Origin of the sequence: Arthrobacter sp. HS15c (genome assembly GCF_040812005.1) — a bacterium.
Lineage (GTDB): Bacteria > Actinomycetota > Actinomycetes > Actinomycetales > Micrococcaceae > Arthrobacter.
In genome coordinates, this window is sequence record NZ_JBFOHM010000005.1 from 257339 (window position 1) to 276068 (window position 18730).

Consider the following 18730-nt stretch of genomic DNA (forward strand, 5'->3'; position numbering starts at 1 on the left):
TGCCGGGCGGGATTTCCTATCGGCCGTGGATGAGGCTCAGTGCCTCGGCCCGGGCGGCCGGCAGGCGCAGTTCACCACGGACTGCGGACGTTATGGTCTTTGCCCCGGGCTTGCGGACGCCCCGCATTGACATGCACAGGTGCTCGCACTCGATCACCACAATTGCCCCCAGAGGCCGCAGCGACGTAACAAGCGCGTCCACCACCTGGGTGGTGAGCCTCTCCTGGACCTGAGGCCTTCGCGCAAAGACGTCCACCAGCCTGGCAAGCTTGCTGAGGCCGGTCACGAGTCCTTCGGCGGATGGGATGTAGCCCACGTGTGCCACGCCATGGAACGGCACCAGGTGATGTTCGCAGGTGGAATAGAACGGGATGTCCTTAACGATGACCATTTCGCCATGGCCGAGGTCGAAGGTCCTTTCCAGGACGGCAAGGGGATCCTCGTGGAGCCCGCCGAACATTTCCGCGGCGGCGCGGGCAACGCGGGCCGGGGTGTCCACCAGTCCGGGCCTTTCGGGGTCCTCTCCGATGGCCAGAAGGTATTCGCGGACGGCCCGCTCCACCCTTGGCCCGTCCACCCTTTTGGCAACGGCTGGTTCTGTCTGCAGGTCAGCAGTCACGGTCAGGCCCGCTCAAGACGCACGATGACGGACTTGGAGGTTGGCGTGCCGCTGGTATCGGCTACGGAGTCGAGCGGCACGAGGACGTTGGTTTCCGGGTAGTAGGCTGCCGCGCAACCCCTGGGCGTCGAGTATGACACGATGCGGAAGTTCTCGGCGCGTCGTTCGGTGCCCTGGAATTCGGAGATGAGATGAACCATGTCCCCGTCGGTGAACCCCAGTTCAGTAATGTCGTCGGCGTTGATCATGACGACGCGGCGCCCGCCGTGGATGCCGCGGTAGCGGTCATCCTTGCCGTAGATGGTGGTGTTGTACTGGTCGTGGGAGCGCAAGGTCTGCAGGACGAGCCGTCCCGCGGGGACCCTGATGAATTCCAGTTCGTTGCCTGTGAAGTGTGCCTTGCCCGAAGCGGTGTCGAACTTCCTGGCGTCCCGGGGCGGGTGGGGAAGGACGAACCCACCAGGGCTCTGGATCCGCTCCTCGAAGTTCTCGAAGCCGCTGAGGACAGCTTCGATGTGTTTCCTGATGATGGAGTAGTCGTCCCTCATGGCGAGCCAGTCGGCTTTGGGGGTATTGGGCAGCGGGAGGTTGTCGCTGCCGGTGAAGATTTTGTGGGCGATGTTGCAGACAATGGCCACTTCGGAATGCAGGTGCTCGCTGGCGGGCTTCAGGCGACCACGGGAGGCGTGGACCGCACTCATGGAATCCTCCACGGTCACCCTCTGGTCGCCGGTACGCTGGGTGTCCTTCTCCGTACGTCCGAGCGTTGGGAGAATCAGCGCACGACGACCGGTCGATACGTGGGAGTGGTTCAGTTTCGTGGAGATCTGCACCGTCAGGCGGGTGTTGGCCAGCGCCTGTTCCGTGACCTCGGAATCGGGGGCTGCGCGCACGAAGTTGCCGCCCATGCCGATGAATACTCGGACCTTGCCGTCCCGCATGGCGCGGATGGCGGCCACGGTGTCGAAGCCATGCGCCCGGGGGGAGAGGAATCCGAACTCATGGTCAAGCCGGTCGTGGAAGTGCTCCGGCATCTTCTCGAAGATGCCCATGGTCCGGTCACCTTGGACGTTGGAGTGGCCACGGACGGGGCAGACGCCGGCTCCGGGCTTGCCGATGTTGCCTTGCAGAAGCAGGACGTTGACCACGTCGCGGAGGGTGGGAACCGAGTGCTTGTGCTGGGTCAGGCCCATGGCCCAGCAGACGATCGTGGCGCTCGAGGCCAGGAGGCGCTCGCCGGTGGACTTGATCTGTTCCAGTGTCAGCCCCGTGGCTTCGACGATGTCGTCCCATTCCGCCTTTTCGAGGTACCGCAGGTATTCGTCGATTCCAACGGTGTGGTCCTTGATGAACTCATGGTCCAGCACAGTGGGGAGGCCGGGGGTCTTACGCCCCTGGGCTTCGGCTTCGAGAAGGTATTTGCCTAGCCCCTGGAAGAGGGCCTGATCGCCGCCGGCACGGATTTGGAGGAAGTCGTCGGTCAGCTGTGTGCCCACCACCATGCCGGAAATGTTCTGCGGATTCTCGAACCGCAGGAGCCCGGCCTCGGGAAGCGGATTCACGGAGATGATGACGGCGCCGTTCTTCTTCGCCTTCTCCAGCGCGCTGAGCATACGCGGGTGGTTGGTGCCGGGATTTTGCCCCGCCACGAAAATCAGCGACGCCGTTTCCAGGTCCGTGAGGCTGACGGAGCCTTTGCCGATACCGATCGTTTCGACCAGGGCCGAACCGGACGATTCGTGGCACATGTTGGAGCAGTCGGGCAAATTGTTCGTCCCGATGCCGCGAACGAGGAGCTGGTAGGCGAAGGCTGCTTCGTTAGATGTCCGCCCGGAGGTGTAGAAGACCGACTGATCGGGGTGCTCCATATCCCTGATCTCCTGGGCGATCAGCTCATAAGCGTCGTCCCACGCGATGGGCTTGTAGTGGGTTGCGCCTTCGTCGAGGAGCATCGGATGCGTCAGCCGGCCCTGTTGACCCAGCCAGAAGTCATCGCGGGTCTTTAGGTCCGCAATGGAGTGTTGTGCGAAGAATTCTGGCGTGACGCGGCGGCGCGTGCCTTCTTCGGCCACTGCCTTGGCGCCGTTCTCGCAGAATTCCGCAGCATTGCGCTTTTCGTGTTCCGGCCAGGCGCAGCCCATGCAGTCAAAGCCGTCAACCTGGTTGACAGCCATGAGTGTCTGGATGCTGCGCAGCGGGCCCATCTGCTCAAGGGAAATTTTCAACGCGTTCGCTACGGCCGGAAGGCCGACGGCCGTCGTTTTGGGCTTCGTCACGGTCAGTTTTGACTCGTCGATGTTCTGCTTGGGGGCTTTGGAAGCCATGTGATCTTCCCTTCAGATCTTGGCAGGAAACAATGGAATGGAGGTGCTGCCTGGGGCCAGCATGGCGGTCGGCTGCAGTGTCCGCAGATCATCCAGGAGGCCGGGCATTCGGCCGAGGTCGTTGAAGGTGTAGACGTGGAACCCGGCAAAGAGGGGATCGCCAACCAGCTCCCGGTGGACCTCGCGGATCAGGCGTCCGCTGTCGTAGCTCAGGAAGTCGTCCCCTCGCCAGAGGGCTCCCGCCATCCCGGTCCCGCGGGCCAGCTTGAGGGAGCGGCCCACGCCGAGGCGGGCTCCCAGCGATACCAGTTTCCTGACGGACACCGGGCCGGGGACTCCGACCCACACGGGCAGCTCTATGCCGGCTTTGCGGATTGACCGGAGGTACCGGCTGATTGCCTCGGCGGAAAAGCACATCTGGGTGACCATGGAGGACGCCAATGGTGCTTTCGTGAGGAGGCTGCTGCTGAGTTGTTCCTGGCTGAGCTGCGGGTGGCCTTCCGGATAACCGGCAATTCCTATGGAGAAGTCGGGTGAATAGGCGTTGACCGCTTCAAGGAGTTCTCCGCTCCAGCTGTAGGGGCCGGCGGGCGTGCGCCGGTCACCGGCAACGAGAAACACCTCCGAGACGCCGGCCTCCTCGAGTTGCAGCAGCAGCGAATGGAGTTCTGCCGCACCCGTGATGCTGCGGGCCGCGAGATGGGGAACCGTGTGGTAACCCAGGCGTGCCAGCTTTACGGACGCAGCTACGGTCCGTGCAGGCCCGTGGTGCGGGAGGCACGTCACGCTGACGGATCCCGTGGTGTCAAAAGCCGCAGGGAGTTGCGTGAGCAGATCGGCGGACGGAACCACTTCCAGCCGTATCCTTGCAACAGCTTCTGTGCTCATTGCTCTCCGTTAGGGTTGACATTTTTTTGATGGGATATTGATATATCAGTTCTAGGAATACTATGTACAGGAGGCCTTCGCGTCAAGGCTCAGCCGTGCATCGGGAGGAGACTTGGAAATGGCAAGCGGTGGAGAACTACCGTCGGATATTGGGGGGCCCTTCCTGCCAGCGAGGCAGGAGGACGAGTCCTTCGCCGACTTCGCCTACAGGGTGCTCTGTGATGAACTGATCGTTTTGGACATCAAGCCTGGCGAACCATTGAATGACGAAGTGATTTCCAGGCGGCTCGGAGTGGGAAGGACACCCATCCGGGAAGCCATGAAGCGCCTTGAGAGCGACCATCTGGTGGTGGCGTATCCCCGCCGCGGAACCTTCGCCGCCGGGGTGGACATCACGGATCTGGCTGAAATCTCCGAAATCAGGCAGCTTCTGGAGCCTGCGGCCGCAGCACGGGCAGCCCGGATGGCGTCGCCGCAGCTCCGCCAGGAGATCAAGAAATTTGCCACGGAAGTCGGCCAGCTCCTGCCTCGAACGCACTCCCAGCGGGACCTGATGCGCCTGGACATGCGGGTCCACCGGATGATCTACCGGGCCACAGGGAGCCGTCATCTTGAGGATGTCCTGATCCGTTATGACAACCTTGCGACGCGCATCTGGAGCCTTGTGCTGGAGAAACTTCCCCCGGTATCCGAGCATATTGCCCAGCACATTGAGCTGCTGGAGTGCATCGCGGAAGGGGATTCCGAAGCTGCTGCGCGGCTGACCACCAAGCATGTGACGGACTTCGAGAACCTCATCAGGGCCGTCCTGTAGCACGTTGGCAGCACACGGCCTTCGCGCCCGTACAGATCGCATGGATCTGAACGGGCGCGAAGACTACAACGGGTCCTAGGTGAAGCAGGTGGGCCTGCCGTGGATTACCCGGCTGTTCCCCGGACCAAGGCACGCGACTGTTCCCGCGCGGCCTCGGTGGTGTGCAGGAGAAGCAGGGACGTGGTGACGGAGCCGACGCCGCCCGGAACGGGTGTCAGGGCCCCGGCGATGCCCCGGACGCTGGCTTCGTCCACATCCCCCACGAGGGACCCGTCGGAAAGGACGTTGGTGCCGACGTCGATCACTATGGCGCCGGAGGAAATGTGGCCGCCGTTCAGCAGGCCGGTACGACCGGCAGCGACCACCACGACGTCGGCCGTCTTGGTGTACTTCTCCAGCGCCCCTGACCTGGAGTGGCAGACGGTGACGGTGGCGTCGCGTTCCAGCAGCAGCAGGGACAGCGGTTTTCCGACGACGGCGGAACGTCCAATCACGACGACGTTCCGGCCCGCCACCGGGATGTCGAAGTGGTCAAGGATCTCGGTGACGGCCCGTGCCGTGGCAGGGGCGAACGAGGGCTGGCCCACAGCCAGCCGGCCAAGGCTCAGCGGATTCGCGCCGTCGATGTCCTTCTCGGGGGCGATGTGCCCAACCAGCGCATCTGCGTCAACGCCCGGAGGCAATGGCGTCTGCAGGATGATCCCGTTCACCGATGGCTCGGAGCTGAGGTCCTTCAGGACAGAAGCCAGCGCCTGGCCTGTCGCGTCGTGGCCAAGGTCCACGATCCGGCAGTTGATGCCCGCGGTTTCTGCGGCCCGTTCGATGGACCGCACATACCAGTGCGTGGAGCCGTCGTCGGTGGCCACAACCACTGCAAGGGTGGGGCGCAGGCCGTCAGTTTCGAGGTCCCGGGCTTCGTCGTGGGCCTTCTGCTGGATGAGCTTTGCCAGGTTTCGTCCAGAGAGGAGTGTGGTGCTCAACCGAGAATCCTTTCGCGCACGCGCTTCACGAGCGAGTCGGCCGCCAGGATGACCTTGTCCTCAAGGCCATCGGTCTGGGCAGCCAGCCGGGAACGTGTTTCGGTGTCCTTGATGGCCACCACGTTGATGTCGATGTTTACCCGTGCAGTGGTGGCGGCTGCCCGGGCAGCGTCGACGGCGGCGGCAACGTCGCTGATCACGTTGGGATTGGCCACCTCGAACAGTTCCGTGGCGAGATCCACGACGGCTCCGGCCACGAGGATCAGTTGGGCCGGTGTTTCCGCGGCCTGGACGAGCGCGTCCTGGACGGACGCTGTCCGTGCAGCCTTGAGGTCGTCAGTGCCGGCGGGGAGCTTGTACGCGTCAATGACGCCTTGGAACGCGTGCTGGTCGGCGTCTGCGAGGCCCACGGCCTCGGCCACCAGGCCGTCGGCGCTGCTGATGATCCTGGTGACGAGTTCGGCGTGCTGTTCGTATTTCGTACCGGTGGTGTACCTGGCGACCATGGCAACAAGGGCTGCCCCCTGGGCGGCGTGGAGAGCCGCGGCTGCGCCGCCGCCGGGGGTGGGTTCGCGCGAGGCAAGCCTGGCGAGGTAGTCGTTTATTGTTTCTGAACTGATCATGTGTCTTCCTGGGGGCTGAAGCTCTAGTCGACTGGCCTGGGCATGGATGGGCCATGGAAAAGCAGCGGCCCGGACTCTGGTTGCGAGGAAATGAGTCCGGGCCGCGTGCCCTTGAATGGCCCGGCGGCTGTTAGCCGCGGAGCCGGGTCATCGTGGGGTCGTACAGTGGATCGGCCGTGACGGTGGCCTGGATGCGCCGGCCAAAGTACTCGATTTCAACCGAGTCGCCCAGGGAGACGGCGGCGGGCAGGTACGCGTAGGCAATCGGCTTGGCAACGGTGTAGCCATAAGCGGCGCTCGTGACGTAGCCAACTGCCTGGTCCTTGTAGAAGACAGGTTCCTTGCCAAGCACGATGCTGCGGCCGTCGTCGACCGTCAGGCAGCGAAGGCGGCGGGCGGAGTTTTCCTCGGTGCGGCCTTCCAATGCGGCCTTGCCGACGAAGTTTTCCTTGGTCATCTTCACGGCGAAACCGAGTCCCGCTTCCAGCGGGTCGTGCTCGGTGGTCATGTCGGTGCCCCACGAGCGGTAGCCCTTTTCCAGGCGCAGCGAGCTGAACGCGGCGCGGCCGGCAGCGATCACGCCGAACGGCTGCCCTGCCTTCCACAGTGCGTCCCACAGGCGCTGGCCGTTGTCTGCGCTGGTGTACAGTTCCCAGCCCAGCTCGCCGACGTAGGAAAGCCGCATTGCGGTGACGGTGACGCCGCCGATGGTGACCTTCTTCGCCCGGAAGTACTTCAGGCCATCATTGGTGAAATCGTCGCTGCTGACCGTGCTGATGAGGTCCCGGGCGAGGGGACCCCATAAACCGATGCAGCAGGTGCCCCCGGTGGTGTCGCGGACCTGGACCCAGTCGCTGGCGGTTCCGTTCTCGGTTTGGTGACGTGCGGCCCGCTCAAAGTAGGCCGTGTCGATGTTTCCGTTGGCTCCGAGCTGGAAGGTGTCTTCGCTCAGGCGGGCCACAGTGATATCGCTTCGGATCCCGCCGGCGTGGTCCAGCAGGAGGGTGTAGGTCACGGCCCCCGGCTTCTTGGTCATGTCGGCGGTGGTCAGCTCCTGCAGCAGCTTCATGGCTCCGGGGCCGGAGACCTCAAGGCGCTTGAGCGGGGTCATGTCGTACATGGCCACGGCGGTGCGGGTCTTCCATGCTTCGGCGGCGGCGATGGGCGAGCTGAACATCCCGGACCAGGCGTCACGTGCCGGCGGCTGCCATTCGTCAGGCATCTCCTTGAGCAGTTCGGCGTTGGCTTCGAACCAGTAGGGGCGCTCCCATCCGCCGCCCTCCAGGAAGAAGCCGCCCAGCTGCTTGTGGCGGGCGTGGAACGGGCTGACGCGCAGGTTGCGCGGAGAGAGCTTGGGCTGCAGCGGGTGCAGGACATCGTAGATTTCCACGAAGTTCTGCTGGGACGTTTCGCTGACGTACTCGGGGGTCAGCTGGACCTCTTCGAAGCGGTGAATGTCGCAGTCACCAAGATCAATGCTGGACTTGCCGGTGGTCAGCAGCTCGGCAACGGCGCGGGCAATGCCGGCGGAGTGGGTCACCCACACGGCCTCAGCCACAAAGAAGCCGTCCACTTCCTTCGATTCGCCCACCAGGGAGCCCCCGTCCGGGGTGAAGGAGAAGATGCCGTTGAATCCATCCTCGATTTCGCTTTCGCGGAGGGCCGGCAGCAGCTGCTTGGTGGCCTCCCACGCAGGAAGGAAGTCCTCCAGAGTGAAGTCCAGGCGCGAAGGCATGTTGTGTTCGCTGATGCTGCTGGGTTCGTAGCTGCCCAGCTCGTCAAGATCCACGGGCATGGGGCGGTGCGCGTAGGAACCGATGCCGTAGCGGTCGCCGTGTTCGCGGTAGTAGAGGTCCTGGTCCTGGTGCCGCAGGATGGGCAGCGAAGCGCCGTTGGGCAGTTCGTTCTTGCCCTGCTGCGCCGGGACGGGAGTGGTCTTGACGTACTGGTGGGCCAGCGGGAGGAGCGGGACGGACATCCCGATCATTTCGCCGATCTTGGCGCCCCAGAAGCCGGCGCAGGAAACCACGATGTCCGCAGGGATGACGCCGTCAGCGGTCTCCACTCCTGTGACCCGGCGGTTGGACTGTTCGATTCCGGTGACCTCGGTGTTGCCGATGTACTTAACCCCGGCGGCTTCCGTGCGCTTGATAAGCAGCTGGACTGCGCGGGCGGCGAGTGCCAGTCCGTCGCTGGGTACGTGGAGGCCACCCAGGATGTCTTCCTCATTGATGAGCGGGTAGAGCTCCTTGCATTCCTCGCGGGAAAGGAGCTTGCCCTCGATGCCCCACGCGGCGGCATAGCCGAGCTTCCGCTTCAGGTCCGCGAGGCGGGTCTCGGTGGTGGCAACTTCCAGGCCGCCGACCTGGTTGAAGCAGCTGACGCCGTCCTCGCTCAGGGACAGGAGCTTCTCCACCGTGTACTTGGCGAAGGCAGCCATGGTCTTTGAAGGGTTCGTCTGGAAAACGAGGCCCGGAGCGTGGGACGTGGAGCCTCCAGGCATGTTCAGGGGTCCCTGGTCCAGGACGGTGATGTTGTTCCAACCCCGCGCGACCAGTTCGTCGGCCAGGTTCGTGCCGACGATTCCCGCTCCAATAATGACAATGCTTGGCGTCGAAGCCATGTGGTTTCTCCTGCTGATCTTCGTGTGTTGTCTGACGCTGATGTGGTGGTCGTGTTTACCGGAACACGACAGTGCTGGTTTGGTCCAGCAACACACGGTGCTCGCAGTGCCACCGCACGGCGCGGGACAGTGCCAGCGCTTCCGCATCCTGCCCGACTGTTGACAGTGCGGTGGGACCGTAGCTGTGGTCCACCCGGATGACTTCCTGTTCGATGATTGGCCCTTCATCGAGTTCAGCAGTCACGTAGTGGGCAGTGGCACCTACCAGTTTGACGCCACGGTCGTACGCCTGGTGGTACGGGCGTGCTCCCTTGAAGCCAGGAAGGAAGGAGTGGTGGATGTTGATGGCCCGGCCTTCAAGGGAGCGGCAGAGGTCATCGGAGAGCACCTGCATGTACCTGGCGAGCACCACCAGGTCGATGTTGTGCTCGTCGACGAGGTCCAGCAGGCGCTGTTCGGCGTCTGCCTTCGTCTCGGGGGTGACGGGGAGGTAGATGAAGGGCAATCCGGCGGCGTCGGCCATGGCACGGTGGGTTTCATGATTGGACACCACGAGGACGATGTCGCCGCCCAGGCTGCCGCCGCGCCAGCGGAAGATCAGGTCATTCAGGCAGTGGCCGAACTTGGACACCATGACCAGAATGCGCTGCTTGGTCTGGTCATGGAAGCTGAACTTCATCTCGAAGCGGTCCGCAATGGCGCTGAATTCCTCCTGGAGCCGCTCCGGCGTGTACTCGGGGGAACCCGAGAATGCGGTGCGCAGGTGCAGCGTCTCGCGGAGCCCGTCGTCGAACTGCTGGTGCTCGTCGATGTTGAAGCCACGTTCGAAGAGAAAAGTGGTGACCGCCTGGACAATGCCGGCACGTTCGACGCACGACAGTGTGAGTACGAACTTCTGGGCGGTGTCCTTTACACGGGGGTCGTTCTGAGTCAGCGTGCTGGTTGATGAGTCTGTTGCCACTAGGGTCATGTCTCCTCCTTAGGTATCTTCCCGTAGATATATTCTCAGATCATAAACTGATATATTAGGGTTGGGAATCAGCGTATACTGGTCAGTGGGCGAGGTCAATAGCCTGTTTGGCTTGAATGGAAAGGGTCCAGGTTATGGCAGTTGAAGCGTTGGCGATCGTGGAAGATGCAGCCAGGAAGTCATTGGCGGACGTGGCGTACGAGCGCATCCGCGACCGGCTGCTGATGCTTGACATCAAACCCGGCGATCTCCTTAATGACGACCATCTCGCCAGGGACCTCGGCATGGGGCGGACTCCGGTGCGGGAAGCCTTGAAGCGGCTTGAGCTTGACCGCCTGGTGGTTTCGTATCCGCGCAGGGGCACCTTTGCCACCCGCGTGGAGGTGACCGACCTTGCTTTCATTTCGGAAATCCGGACGCAACTTGAACCGCTCGCCGCGTCCCGTGCCGCCAGGGTGGCCACGGAGCGGCAGCGGGAGGAATTGCGGGCTGTGATGCGGGCGGTTGAATCCTTCGATACCCATGCGGCCTCCGTCGTCGAAACCCTGCGTCTTGATGCGCGCGTCCATCAAGGCATCTACGCGGCCGCGGGCAATCCGCACCTCGAGGACGTCCTGATCCGGTACGACAATCTCGCCACCCGCATCTGGTGCATGGTGCTGGATCGCCTCCCCGATCTTTCCCGCCACGTGCATGAGCACCTGGACCTGCTCGGCGCAGTGATTGACGGCGATGAGGCGCGGGCCGCTGACCTGGCGAGGAGCCATGTCAGTGGCTTCGAGGATGCCGTACGCAAGGCGCTATTCACCTGATCTGAGCTCCACCCCTCGACGTGTTTCCAAAAGCGCGGCCCTTCCGGCCGCGCTTTTGCCGCCTCCGGGGCGGCTTGAAAAATCTGTTGACACCCATCTGGCTAGATAGCATACTTGAGTCACGAAACTAATATATCAACAGGATATTAGATAGCAGAGGAGAAAAGATGGTCGACGTTCTGACCCGTACGCTCGCAGAGACCGATCCTGCGATCCACGCAGCCGTACAGCAGGAGCTCCTGCGCCAGCAGGGCACGCTGGAGATGATCGCCTCCGAAAACTTTGCGCCGACTGCCGTCATGGAGGCACAGGGATCCGTCCTGACCAACAAGTACGCCGAAGGCTACCCGGGCAAGCGCTACTACGGCGGCTGCGAACACGTTGACGTGGTCGAGCAGCTGGCCATCGACCGTCTTAAGTCATTGTTCGGCTCCGAATTCGCCAATGTTCAGCCGCACTCCGGCGCCCAGGCCAACGCAGCGGCGATGTTCGCCCTGATCCAGCCCGGCGACACCATCCTGGGGTTGAACCTCGCACACGGTGGCCACCTGACCCACGGCATGAAGATCAACTTCTCCGGCAAGCTCTACAAAGTGGTCCCGTACGGAGTCGGCGAAGACACCCACACCATTGACATGGCCGAGGTTGAGCGCCTGGCGGTTGAGAGCAGGCCGAAGCTCATCGTCGCCGGCTGGTCCGCCTACTCCCGGCAACTGGACTTCGCCGAATTCCGCCGTATCGCGGACCTGGTAGGTGCCTACCTGATGGTGGACATGGCCCACTTCGCAGGCCTGGTGGCCGCAGGGCTTCACCCCAGCCCCGTGCCTCACGCCCACATTGTCACAAGCACCACCCACAAGACCCTTGGCGGCCCGCGCGGTGGCGTGATCCTGACCAACGACGCCGACATCGCCAAGAAGGTCAACTCCGCGGTGTTCCCCGGACAGCAGGGCGGCCCGCTGGAGCACGTCATTGCCGCGAAAGCGGTGGCGTTCAAGCTCGCCGCTGAGCCGGAGTTCCGCGACCGCCAGGAACGCACCCTGGAAGGCGCCCGCATCATCGCAGAACGCATGCTGTCTGCGGATGTTGCAGAGTCCGGCGTGACCGTCGTCAGCGGTGGCACCGACGTGCACCTGGTCCTCGTGGACCTCCGCAATTCGGAACTTGACGGCCAGCAGGGCGAAGACCGCCTGCACCGGATCGGCATCACGGTCAACCGCAACGCCGTGCCGTTCGACCCGCGTCCGCCGATGATCTCTTCCGGTCTTCGGATCGGCACGCCGGCACTGGCCACGCGTGGATTCGGGAAGGCAGAGTTCACCGAGGTCGCCGACATTATCGCCGCTGCACTCAAGCGCGAGTTCAGCGACGAGACCGTGGCGGAACTGCGGCAGCGGGTTGAAATCCTTGCCGGAAAGTTCCCGCTCTACCCCAACCTCTCCTCTGACGCGAACGAGGTGGCATGATGGCCGATCTGCTTCCGGAGCACCCGGAATTCCTCTGGCACAACCCGGACCCGAAGCCTTCCTATGACGCAGTCATCGTCGGTGGCGGCGGGCACGGCCTGGCCACAGCATACTTCCTGGCCAAAAACCATGGCATGACCAACATCGCCGTCCTCGAAAAAGGCTGGCTGGCCGGCGGCAACATGGCCCGGAACACCACCATCATCCGTTCCAACTACCTCTGGGACGAGAGTGCGGCCATCTACGAGCACGCCCTCAAGCTCTGGGAAGTCCTGCCGGAGGAGCTCGAATACGACTTCCTCTTCAGCCAGCGCGGCGTGATGAACCTCGCCCACACCCTCGGCGATGTCCGTGAAAGCATGCGGCGTGTGGGCGCGAACAAACTCAACGGAGTGGACGCCGAGTGGCTGGACCCGCAGCAGGTCAAGGAACTCTGCCCCATCCTGAACATCAACGACAACATCCGCTACCCCGTCATGGGCGCCACGTACCAGCCGCGCGCCGGCATCGCCAAGCATGACCACGTGGCCTGGGCCTTCGCCCGCAAATGCGACGAACTGGGCGTGGACATCATCCAGAACTGCGAAGTCACCGGCTTCGTCAAGGACGGCAACCGCGTGGTGGGCGTCAAGACCAACCGCGGCACCATCAACACCGAAAAGGTGGGCCTCTGCGCCGCCGGGCACAGCTCGGTCCTGGCCGAAATGGCCGGCTTCCGGCTCCCCATCCAGTCCCACCCGCTGCAGGCGCTGGTTTCCGAACTTCACGAACCGGTCCACCCCACAGTCGTCATGTCCAACCACGTGCACGTCTACGTTTCCCAGGCCCACAAGGGCGAGCTGGTCATGGGTGCCGGAGTGGACTCCTACAACGGTTACGGCCAGCGCGGCTCCTTCCATGTGATCGAGCACCAGATGGCGGCCGCCGTCGAGCTCTTCCCGATCTTTGCCCGTGCGCACGTGCTCAGGACCTGGGGCGGCATCGTTGATACGACGCTGGACGCCTCCCCGATCGTGGGCACCACTCCGGTGGACAACATGTTCGTGAACTGTGGCTGGGGCACAGGCGGCTTCAAGGGCACGCCGGCCGCGGGCCTCACCTTTGCCCACACGATCGCCACGGGAACGCCGCACGAACTGAACAAGCCGTTCGCGCTGGAGCGGTTCGAAACCGGCGCCCTGATCGACGAACACGGCGCAGCCGCCGTGGCCCACTAGAAGAGAGTCCGGACATGCTCCTCATTTCATGCCCCAACTGCGGCTCCCGCGACGAGACCGAGTTCCACTACGGCGGCCAGGCCCACGTGGCCTATCCGGAAAACCCGAACGAACTGAACGACCGCGAATGGGCCGAGTTCCTGTTTTACCGGGACAACACCAAGGGCGCGTTTGCCGAACGCTGGCTCCACAGCACCGGCTGCCGCCAGTGGTTCAACATGCTCCGCGACACGGTCAGCTACGAGATCCAGGCCATCTACCCCATGGGCGCGCCCCGGCCGGACAAAGCCGCCCCGGCACCTGAGTCCGGCACTGCCAGCACCGCCCCGGACAGCACCACCACCGGGACCGCGGCTCCCAGCACCGCTGAAACCAGCATTGCCACCAGCACCGCACCCGCCAGCACCACCGCCCCGGAAGGAGCAACCAAGTGACTTCCCAGAACGCCCGCCTCGCCGCCGGCGGACGCATCGACCGCACCATCGCCTGGCGTTTCACCGTTGACGGCGAGGAATTCACGGGCCACCCCGGAGACACGCTGGCCTCGGCCCTGCTCGCCAACGGCCGGATCGCCGTCGGCAACTCGCTCTACGAGGACCGTCCCCGCGGCATCATGTCCGCAGGCGTGGAGGAATCCAACGCGCTGGTGAAGATCGCGCCACGGTTCCCGGGCCACGTGGCCGAGTCCATGCTCCCCGCCACCACCGTCACCCTGGTGGACGGCCTGAAGGCTGAACTGCTTAACGGCCTGGGCCGCCTGGACCCCGAGGAGGACCGCGCGGAGTACGACAAGAAGTACGTCCACACCGATGTCCTGGTGATCGGCGGCGGCCCCGCCGGCCTGGCCGCGGCCCGTGAAGCGGTCCGCAGCGGCGCCCGCGTGATGCTGCTGGACGACCAGCCCGAGCTGGGCGGATCGCTCCTGTCCGGGTCCACCGCACCTGGACTCGCGGAGACCATCGAGGGCAAGCCGGCGCTGGAGTGGGTGGCGGACGTCGAAGCCGAGCTCGTCTCCGGAGCCGAATCCACCGTCCTGAACCGCACTACCGCCTTCGGTGCTTACGACGCCAACTACGTCATCGCCGTCCAGAACCGCACCGACCACCTGTCCACCCCGGCCGCGTCCGGGGTGTCACGGCAGCGTATTTGGCACATCCGTGCCAACCAGGTGGTGCTGGCCCCCGGCGCGCACGAACGCCCGCTGGTCTTCGAAAACAACGACCGCCCCGGCATCATGCTCGCCTCGGCCGTCCGCAGCTACCTCAACCGGTACGCGGTGGCCGCCGGACAGCGCGTGGTCATCAGCACCACCAACGACAGCGCCTACGCACTCGCCGCGGACCTCCGCGCCGCCGGCGTCAAGGTTGCCGCCGTCGTCGACGCCCGCCCCAAGCTCACCGACGTGGCAGCAGCCGCCGTCGAAGCCGGGACCCGTGTGCTGATCGGCAGCGCGGTAGCCAACACGGCAGCCGGCGACGACGGCCGGCTGTTCGCCGTCACCGTCCGCAGCATTAACGACGACGGCGAACTCACCTCAGGCGTCGAAGAGATCGCCTGCGACCTGCTGGCCGTCTCCGGCGGCTGGAGCCCGCTGGTGCACCTCCACTCGCAGCGGCAGGGCAAGCTGCGCTGGGACGACGACCTGGCGGCATTTGTGCCGAGCACCGTGGTCCCCAACCAGCAGAATGCCGGCTCCGGCCGCGGCAGCTTCGAACTCGCCGACTGCCTCGCCGAAGGCATCTCCGCCGGAGCAGCGGCAGCCATCGCCGCCGGCTTCACCTCGGAAACCACGCCCGCCGTCATCGGCGAACCGAAGGCCTCCGCCCCCACCCGCCAGCTGTGGCTGGTGCCCGGACAGGCCGGCACTCCGGATGACTGGCACCACCACTTCGTCGACTTCCAGCGCGACCAGTCCGTCGCCGACGTCCTCCGGTCCACCGGAGCCGGCATGCGCTCGGTGGAGCACATCAAGCGCTACACCTCCATCAGCACCGCCAATGACCAGGGCAAGACCTCCGGCGTCAACGCCATCGGTGTCATCGCCGCCGCACTCCGCCAGGCCGGTGAAGCGTCCCGGGGCATTGGCGACATCGGCACCACCACCTACCGGGCTCCGTTCACTCCCGTAGCGTTCGCGGCCCTGGCCGGACGCCAGCGCGGCGAACTGTTCGATCCCGCCCGTGTCACGTCCATCCACCCGTGGCACGTCGCCAAGGGCGCCCTGTTCGAAGATGTCGGGCAGTGGAAGCGCCCCTGGTACTACCCGCAGGGCAGCGAGGACATGGACGAGGCCGTGCTGCGTGAATGCGCCGCCGTCCGCGAATCCGTGGGCTTCATGGATGCCACCACGCTCGGCAAGATCGAAATCCGGGGCAAGGACGCCGGTGAGTTCCTCAACCGGATCTACACCAATGCGTTCAAGAAGCTCGCCCCGGGTTCCGCCCGCTACGGCGTGATGTGCATGGCGGACGGCATGATCTTCGACGACGGCGTGACCCTGCGCCTGGACGAGGACCGGTTCTTCATGACCACCACCACCGGCGGCGCCGCGAAGGTGCTGGACTGGCTGGAGGAATGGCTGCAGACCGAGTGGCCGGAGCTGGACGTGCACTGCACCTCGGTGACCGAACAGTGGAGCACGATTGCCGTCGTCGGGCCCAAATCCCGCGCGGTCCTCGCCAAGGTGGCACCGGAACTGGCCGCCGACGGCGGGCTGGAAACCGAAGCCTTCCCGTTCATGACGTTCCGCGAAACCACACTCGCCTCGGGTGTCCGCGCCCGGGTCTGCCGGATCTCCTTCTCCGGCGAACTGGCCTACGAAATCAACGTGCCGGCCTGGTACGGACTGAACACCTGGGAAGCCGTGGCGGCCGCCGGGGCCGAATTCAACATCACCCCGTACGGCACCGAAACCATGCACGTGCTCCGCGCCGAAAAGGGCTACCCGATCGTCGGGCAGGACACCGACGGCACTGTCACCCCGCAGGACGCCGGGATGGAATGGGTGGTCTCCAAGGCCAAGGACTTCATCGGCAAGCGCTCCTATGCACGCGCCGACGCCCAGCGCGCCGACCGCAAGCACCTGGTCAGCGTCCTGCCCATTGATGGGACCATCCGGTTGCCGGAAGGGACCCAGCTGGTGGAAAAGGGCGTTCCGGTGAACTCCGCCTACGGCCCGGTGCCCATGCAGGGATTCGTCACCTCCAGCTACCACAGCGCCGCACTGGGCCGCTCCTTCGGACTGGCACTGATCAAGAACGGCCGCAACCGGATCGGCGAGACCCTGGTGGCCGTTGCGGGAAACCAGATCGTTGACGTTGTTGTCGCAGAAACCGTACTTTTTGACCCCGAAGGGACCCGCAAAGATGGCTGAAACAGCAGCACCCAAAACCTCCCGTGAGACGAACCTGTCACTCCGCACCAGCCCGGCTGCCCTGCTCAGGGCGGCGTTTGAGACCGGCTCCGTCAGCGGCACCGTGGAACTGAGCGAAATCACCTTCCTGACCATGGTGGGCCTGAGGGTGGACCGGAACACCGACGCCGGAGCCCGGATCGCATCCGTCACCGGCGGGCTGCCCGCAGCGTCCGGCGCAGTCAGCGGCAGCGGCGACACCTCTGTACTCTGGCTCGGGCCTGAGGAATTCCTGGTGGTGGCACCCCAGGAAGCCCACGAGTCACTCGGCGGCGACCTCATCCAGGCACTGCGCGAAGCCCTTGCCGACGGCGAAGGCCAGGTGGTGGACCTCTCCGCCAACCGCACCACGTTCGCCCTGACAGGGCCTCGGTCCCGTGCGGTCCTGGAAAAGGGCTGCTCCCTGGACCTCCACCCCCGCGTCTTCAAGGCCGGTACCGCCCTGTCCACGGAAATCGGCAACATCCCCGTGGTCCTCTGGAAGACCGGCGACGAAAGCTACCGGCTCTTCCCCCGCGCCTCGTTCGCCGATTTCCTGGGCCGCTGGCTCCTGGACGCCATGCGGGAATACGCCTCCCCTGAGGTCCCTTAATGGCGCTCAGCGTCCTGGACCTGTTTTCCGTTGGCATCGGGCCGTCGTCATCACACACGGTCGGCCCGATGCGGGCAGCGAAGCTGTTCGCCGACGGGCTCAAAAGCGACGGACACCTGAGCTCCACCAGGCGCGTGCAGGCCGAACTGTTCGGCTCGCTCGGGGCCACCGGCCGGGGCCACGGCTCCGACAAGGCCGTGGTCCTGGGCTTCAAGGGGCTGGACCCCGAAACCGTGGACACAACCACGGCGGATGACCAGGTGGCTGCAGCGGCCCTCGACGCCGAACTGTGGGTTTGTGGGGTCCACCGGGTGGACTTCAACTGGGACGACGACGTGGTGCTGCACCGGCGCAAGTCCCTCCCGGCCCACCCTAACGGCATGACATTCCGGGCTTTGGACCACGCTGGAACCGTCCTGAGCGAACGGAGCTTCTATTCGATTGGGGGCGGCTTCGTGGTGGATGGGGACGCCGACGCCGGGGACCGCGTGGTGGCCGACGCCACCGTCCTGCCTTACCCGTTCAGCACCGCCGACGAGCTCCTGGAGATCTGCCGCCGCGAGGGCATGTCCATCTCGGACGTGATGCTGGCCAACGAACTCACCTGGCGCAGCGAAGCCGAACTGCGGGAGAAGCTGCTGGCGCTGTGGGCGGTGATGCGCGAATGTGTGGACAACGGCTGCGCCGCGGAAGGGATCCTTCCGGGCGGCCTGAACGTGAGGCGCCGGGCGCCGTCGTTGTTCGAGACCCTGACGGCGGACACCGGCGTGACCGATCCGCTCCGCGCCATGGAATGGGTCAACCTGTTCGCGCTGGCCGTGAACGAGGAAAACGCCGCCGGCGGGCGGATCGTCACGGCCCCCACCAACGGGGCGGCGGGCATCGTCCCGGCGGTGCTGCACTACTACGTGAAGTTCGTGCCCGGCGCCAACGACGACGGGGTGGTCCGCTTCCTGCTGGCCGCGGCCGCCGTCGGAATCCTCTTCAAAATCAATGCCTCCATCTCCGGCGCCGAAGTGGGCTGCCAGGGCGAGGTCGGTTCCGCCTGCTCCATGGCGGCCGCCGGCCTCTGTGAAGTGCTGGGCGGCACACCGGCCCAGGTGGAGAACGCCGCTGAAGTGGGCATTGAACACAACCTTGGCCTGACCTGTGACCCCGTCGGTGGCCTGGTACAGATTCCTTGCATCGAGCGCAACGCCATCGCCAGCGTCAAAGCCATCAATGCCGCCCGCCTTGCCCTGCACGGCGACGGCAGCCACAAGGTCTCGCTGGACAAAGCGATCAAGACCATGAGGGAAACCGGCGCCGACATGAAAAGCAAATACAAGGAGACGTCCCGGGGTGGCCTCGCGGTAAACGTCATCGAATGCTGACTCGGTGAAGTACGTGT

The 18730-nt window shown here is 64.7% G+C and carries 15 protein-coding genes; 8 read left to right on the forward strand and 7 right to left on the reverse strand.

Annotation, left to right across the window (positions count from 1 at the left end; genetic code table 11):
- Positions 1-16 precede the first annotated feature (16 nt).
- Genes folE through ABV518_RS10075 form a run of 3 tightly spaced genes read right to left on the reverse strand, consistent with a single transcriptional unit; the run spans position 17 to position 3831 of the window.
- Positions 17-619, reverse strand: a complete 603-nt coding sequence (gene folE / locus ABV518_RS10065) for a GTP cyclohydrolase I FolE (RefSeq protein WP_367766878.1) — start codon at positions 617-619, stop codon at positions 17-19.
- Positions 620-621: 2 nt separating this feature from the next.
- The gene (locus tag ABV518_RS10070; protein ID WP_367766880.1) at positions 622-2943 is read right to left on the reverse strand and encodes an FdhF/YdeP family oxidoreductase; all 2322 of its coding nucleotides are present in this window, start codon (positions 2941-2943) and stop codon (positions 622-624) included.
- A 12-nt stretch (positions 2944-2955) separates the two neighbouring features.
- The gene (locus ABV518_RS10075; protein WP_367766881.1) at positions 2956-3831 is read right to left on the reverse strand and encodes a methylenetetrahydrofolate reductase; all 876 of its coding nucleotides are present in this window, start codon (positions 3829-3831) and stop codon (positions 2956-2958) included.
- 118 nt (positions 3832-3949) lie between these two features.
- Here ABV518_RS10075 and ABV518_RS10080 point away from each other — a divergent pair, with 118 nt between their 5' ends.
- Positions 3950-4645, forward strand: coding sequence for a GntR family transcriptional regulator (locus ABV518_RS10080; RefSeq protein ID WP_367766883.1), 696 nt, complete (start codon positions 3950-3952; stop codon positions 4643-4645).
- A 104-nt stretch (positions 4646-4749) separates the two neighbouring features.
- On the opposite strand, the gene ABV518_RS10085 is transcribed toward ABV518_RS10080, so the two are convergent.
- The 4 genes from ABV518_RS10085 to purU form a co-directional block, all read right to left on the reverse strand.
- Positions 4750-5625: a bifunctional 5,10-methylenetetrahydrofolate dehydrogenase/5,10-methenyltetrahydrofolate cyclohydrolase gene (locus ABV518_RS10085; protein WP_367766885.1), complete on the reverse strand. Its 876-nt coding sequence runs from the start codon at positions 5623-5625 to the stop codon at positions 4750-4752.
- Entirely contained in the window at positions 5622-6248 is a 627-nt protein-coding gene (locus tag ABV518_RS10090; protein ID WP_367766887.1) for a cyclodeaminase/cyclohydrolase family protein, read from the reverse strand. The genes ABV518_RS10085 and ABV518_RS10090 overlap by 4 nt, the downstream gene beginning before the upstream one ends.
- A 130-nt stretch (positions 6249-6378) precedes the next feature.
- Entirely contained in the window at positions 6379-8871 is a 2493-nt protein-coding gene (locus ABV518_RS10095) for an FAD-dependent oxidoreductase (protein ID WP_367766888.1), read from the reverse strand.
- Positions 8872-8926: 55 nt separating this feature from the next.
- Positions 8927-9841: a formyltetrahydrofolate deformylase gene (purU, locus tag ABV518_RS10100; protein WP_078028491.1), complete on the reverse strand. Its 915-nt coding sequence runs from the start codon at positions 9839-9841 to the stop codon at positions 8927-8929.
- Between the two features lie 134 nt (positions 9842-9975).
- On the opposite strand from purU, the gene ABV518_RS10105 reads away from it, so the two are divergent.
- From ABV518_RS10105 to ABV518_RS10135, 7 genes are all read left to right on the forward strand, one after another.
- Positions 9976-10653: a GntR family transcriptional regulator gene (locus ABV518_RS10105; RefSeq protein ID WP_367766889.1), complete on the forward strand. Its 678-nt coding sequence runs from the start codon at positions 9976-9978 to the stop codon at positions 10651-10653.
- A 167-nt stretch (positions 10654-10820) separates the two neighbouring features.
- Entirely contained in the window at positions 10821-12119 is a 1299-nt protein-coding gene (gene glyA / locus ABV518_RS10110; protein ID WP_367766890.1) for a serine hydroxymethyltransferase, read from the forward strand.
- Positions 12119-13336: a sarcosine oxidase subunit beta family protein gene (locus tag ABV518_RS10115; protein WP_058930484.1), complete on the forward strand. Its 1218-nt coding sequence runs from the start codon at positions 12119-12121 to the stop codon at positions 13334-13336. The genes glyA and ABV518_RS10115 overlap by 1 nt, the downstream gene beginning before the upstream one ends.
- A 14-nt stretch (positions 13337-13350) precedes the next feature.
- On the forward strand, positions 13351-13770 hold the full coding sequence (locus tag ABV518_RS10120; protein WP_367766891.1) for a sarcosine oxidase subunit delta family protein: 420 nt from the start codon (positions 13351-13353) through the stop codon (positions 13768-13770).
- Entirely contained in the window at positions 13767-16709 is a 2943-nt protein-coding gene (locus tag ABV518_RS10125) for a sarcosine oxidase subunit alpha family protein (RefSeq protein WP_367766893.1), read from the forward strand. The genes ABV518_RS10120 and ABV518_RS10125 overlap by 4 nt, the downstream gene beginning before the upstream one ends.
- Complete coding sequence (locus tag ABV518_RS10130) at positions 16702-17340, forward strand: sarcosine oxidase subunit gamma (RefSeq protein WP_367766894.1); 639 nt, start codon at positions 16702-16704, stop codon at positions 17338-17340. Before ABV518_RS10125 ends, ABV518_RS10130 begins: the two co-directional genes overlap by 8 nt.
- Positions 17340-18713, forward strand: a complete 1374-nt coding sequence (locus ABV518_RS10135) for an L-serine ammonia-lyase (protein WP_367766895.1) — start codon at positions 17340-17342, stop codon at positions 18711-18713. The genes ABV518_RS10130 and ABV518_RS10135 overlap by 1 nt, the downstream gene beginning before the upstream one ends.
- The last annotated feature ends 17 nt before the right edge of the window (positions 18714-18730 follow it).

Excerpts from the sequence above, each read along its gene's own strand:
- ABV518_RS10090 (WP_367766887.1), bottom strand. The coding sequence starts at position 6,248 with ATGATCAGTTCAGAAACAATAAACGACTACCTCGCCAGGCTTGCCTCG.
- ABV518_RS10120 (WP_367766891.1), top strand. The coding sequence starts at position 13,351 with ATGCTCCTCATTTCATGCCCCAACTGCGGCTCCCGCGACGAGACCGAG.
- ABV518_RS10135 (WP_367766895.1), top strand. The coding sequence starts at position 17,340 with ATGGCGCTCAGCGTCCTGGACCTGTTTTCCGTTGGCATCGGGCCGTCG.
- ABV518_RS10130 (WP_367766894.1), top strand. The coding sequence starts at position 16,702 with ATGGCTGAAACAGCAGCACCCAAAACCTCCCGTGAGACGAACCTGTCA.
- ABV518_RS10095 (WP_367766888.1), bottom strand. The coding sequence starts at position 8,871 with ATGGCTTCGACGCCAAGCATTGTCATTATTGGAGCGGGAATCGTCGGC.
- glyA (WP_367766890.1), top strand. The coding sequence starts at position 10,821 with ATGGTCGACGTTCTGACCCGTACGCTCGCAGAGACCGATCCTGCGATC.
- ABV518_RS10105 (WP_367766889.1), top strand. The coding sequence starts at position 9,976 with ATGGCAGTTGAAGCGTTGGCGATCGTGGAAGATGCAGCCAGGAAGTCA.
- ABV518_RS10115 (WP_058930484.1), top strand. The coding sequence starts at position 12,119 with ATGGCCGATCTGCTTCCGGAGCACCCGGAATTCCTCTGGCACAACCCG.
- ABV518_RS10075 (WP_367766881.1), bottom strand. The coding sequence starts at position 3,831 with ATGAGCACAGAAGCTGTTGCAAGGATACGGCTGGAAGTGGTTCCGTCC.
- ABV518_RS10070 (WP_367766880.1), bottom strand. The coding sequence starts at position 2,943 with ATGGCTTCCAAAGCCCCCAAGCAGAACATCGACGAGTCAAAACTGACC.
- purU (WP_078028491.1), bottom strand. The coding sequence starts at position 9,841 with ATGACCCTAGTGGCAACAGACTCATCAACCAGCACGCTGACTCAGAAC.
- ABV518_RS10080 (WP_367766883.1), top strand. The coding sequence starts at position 3,950 with ATGGCAAGCGGTGGAGAACTACCGTCGGATATTGGGGGGCCCTTCCTG.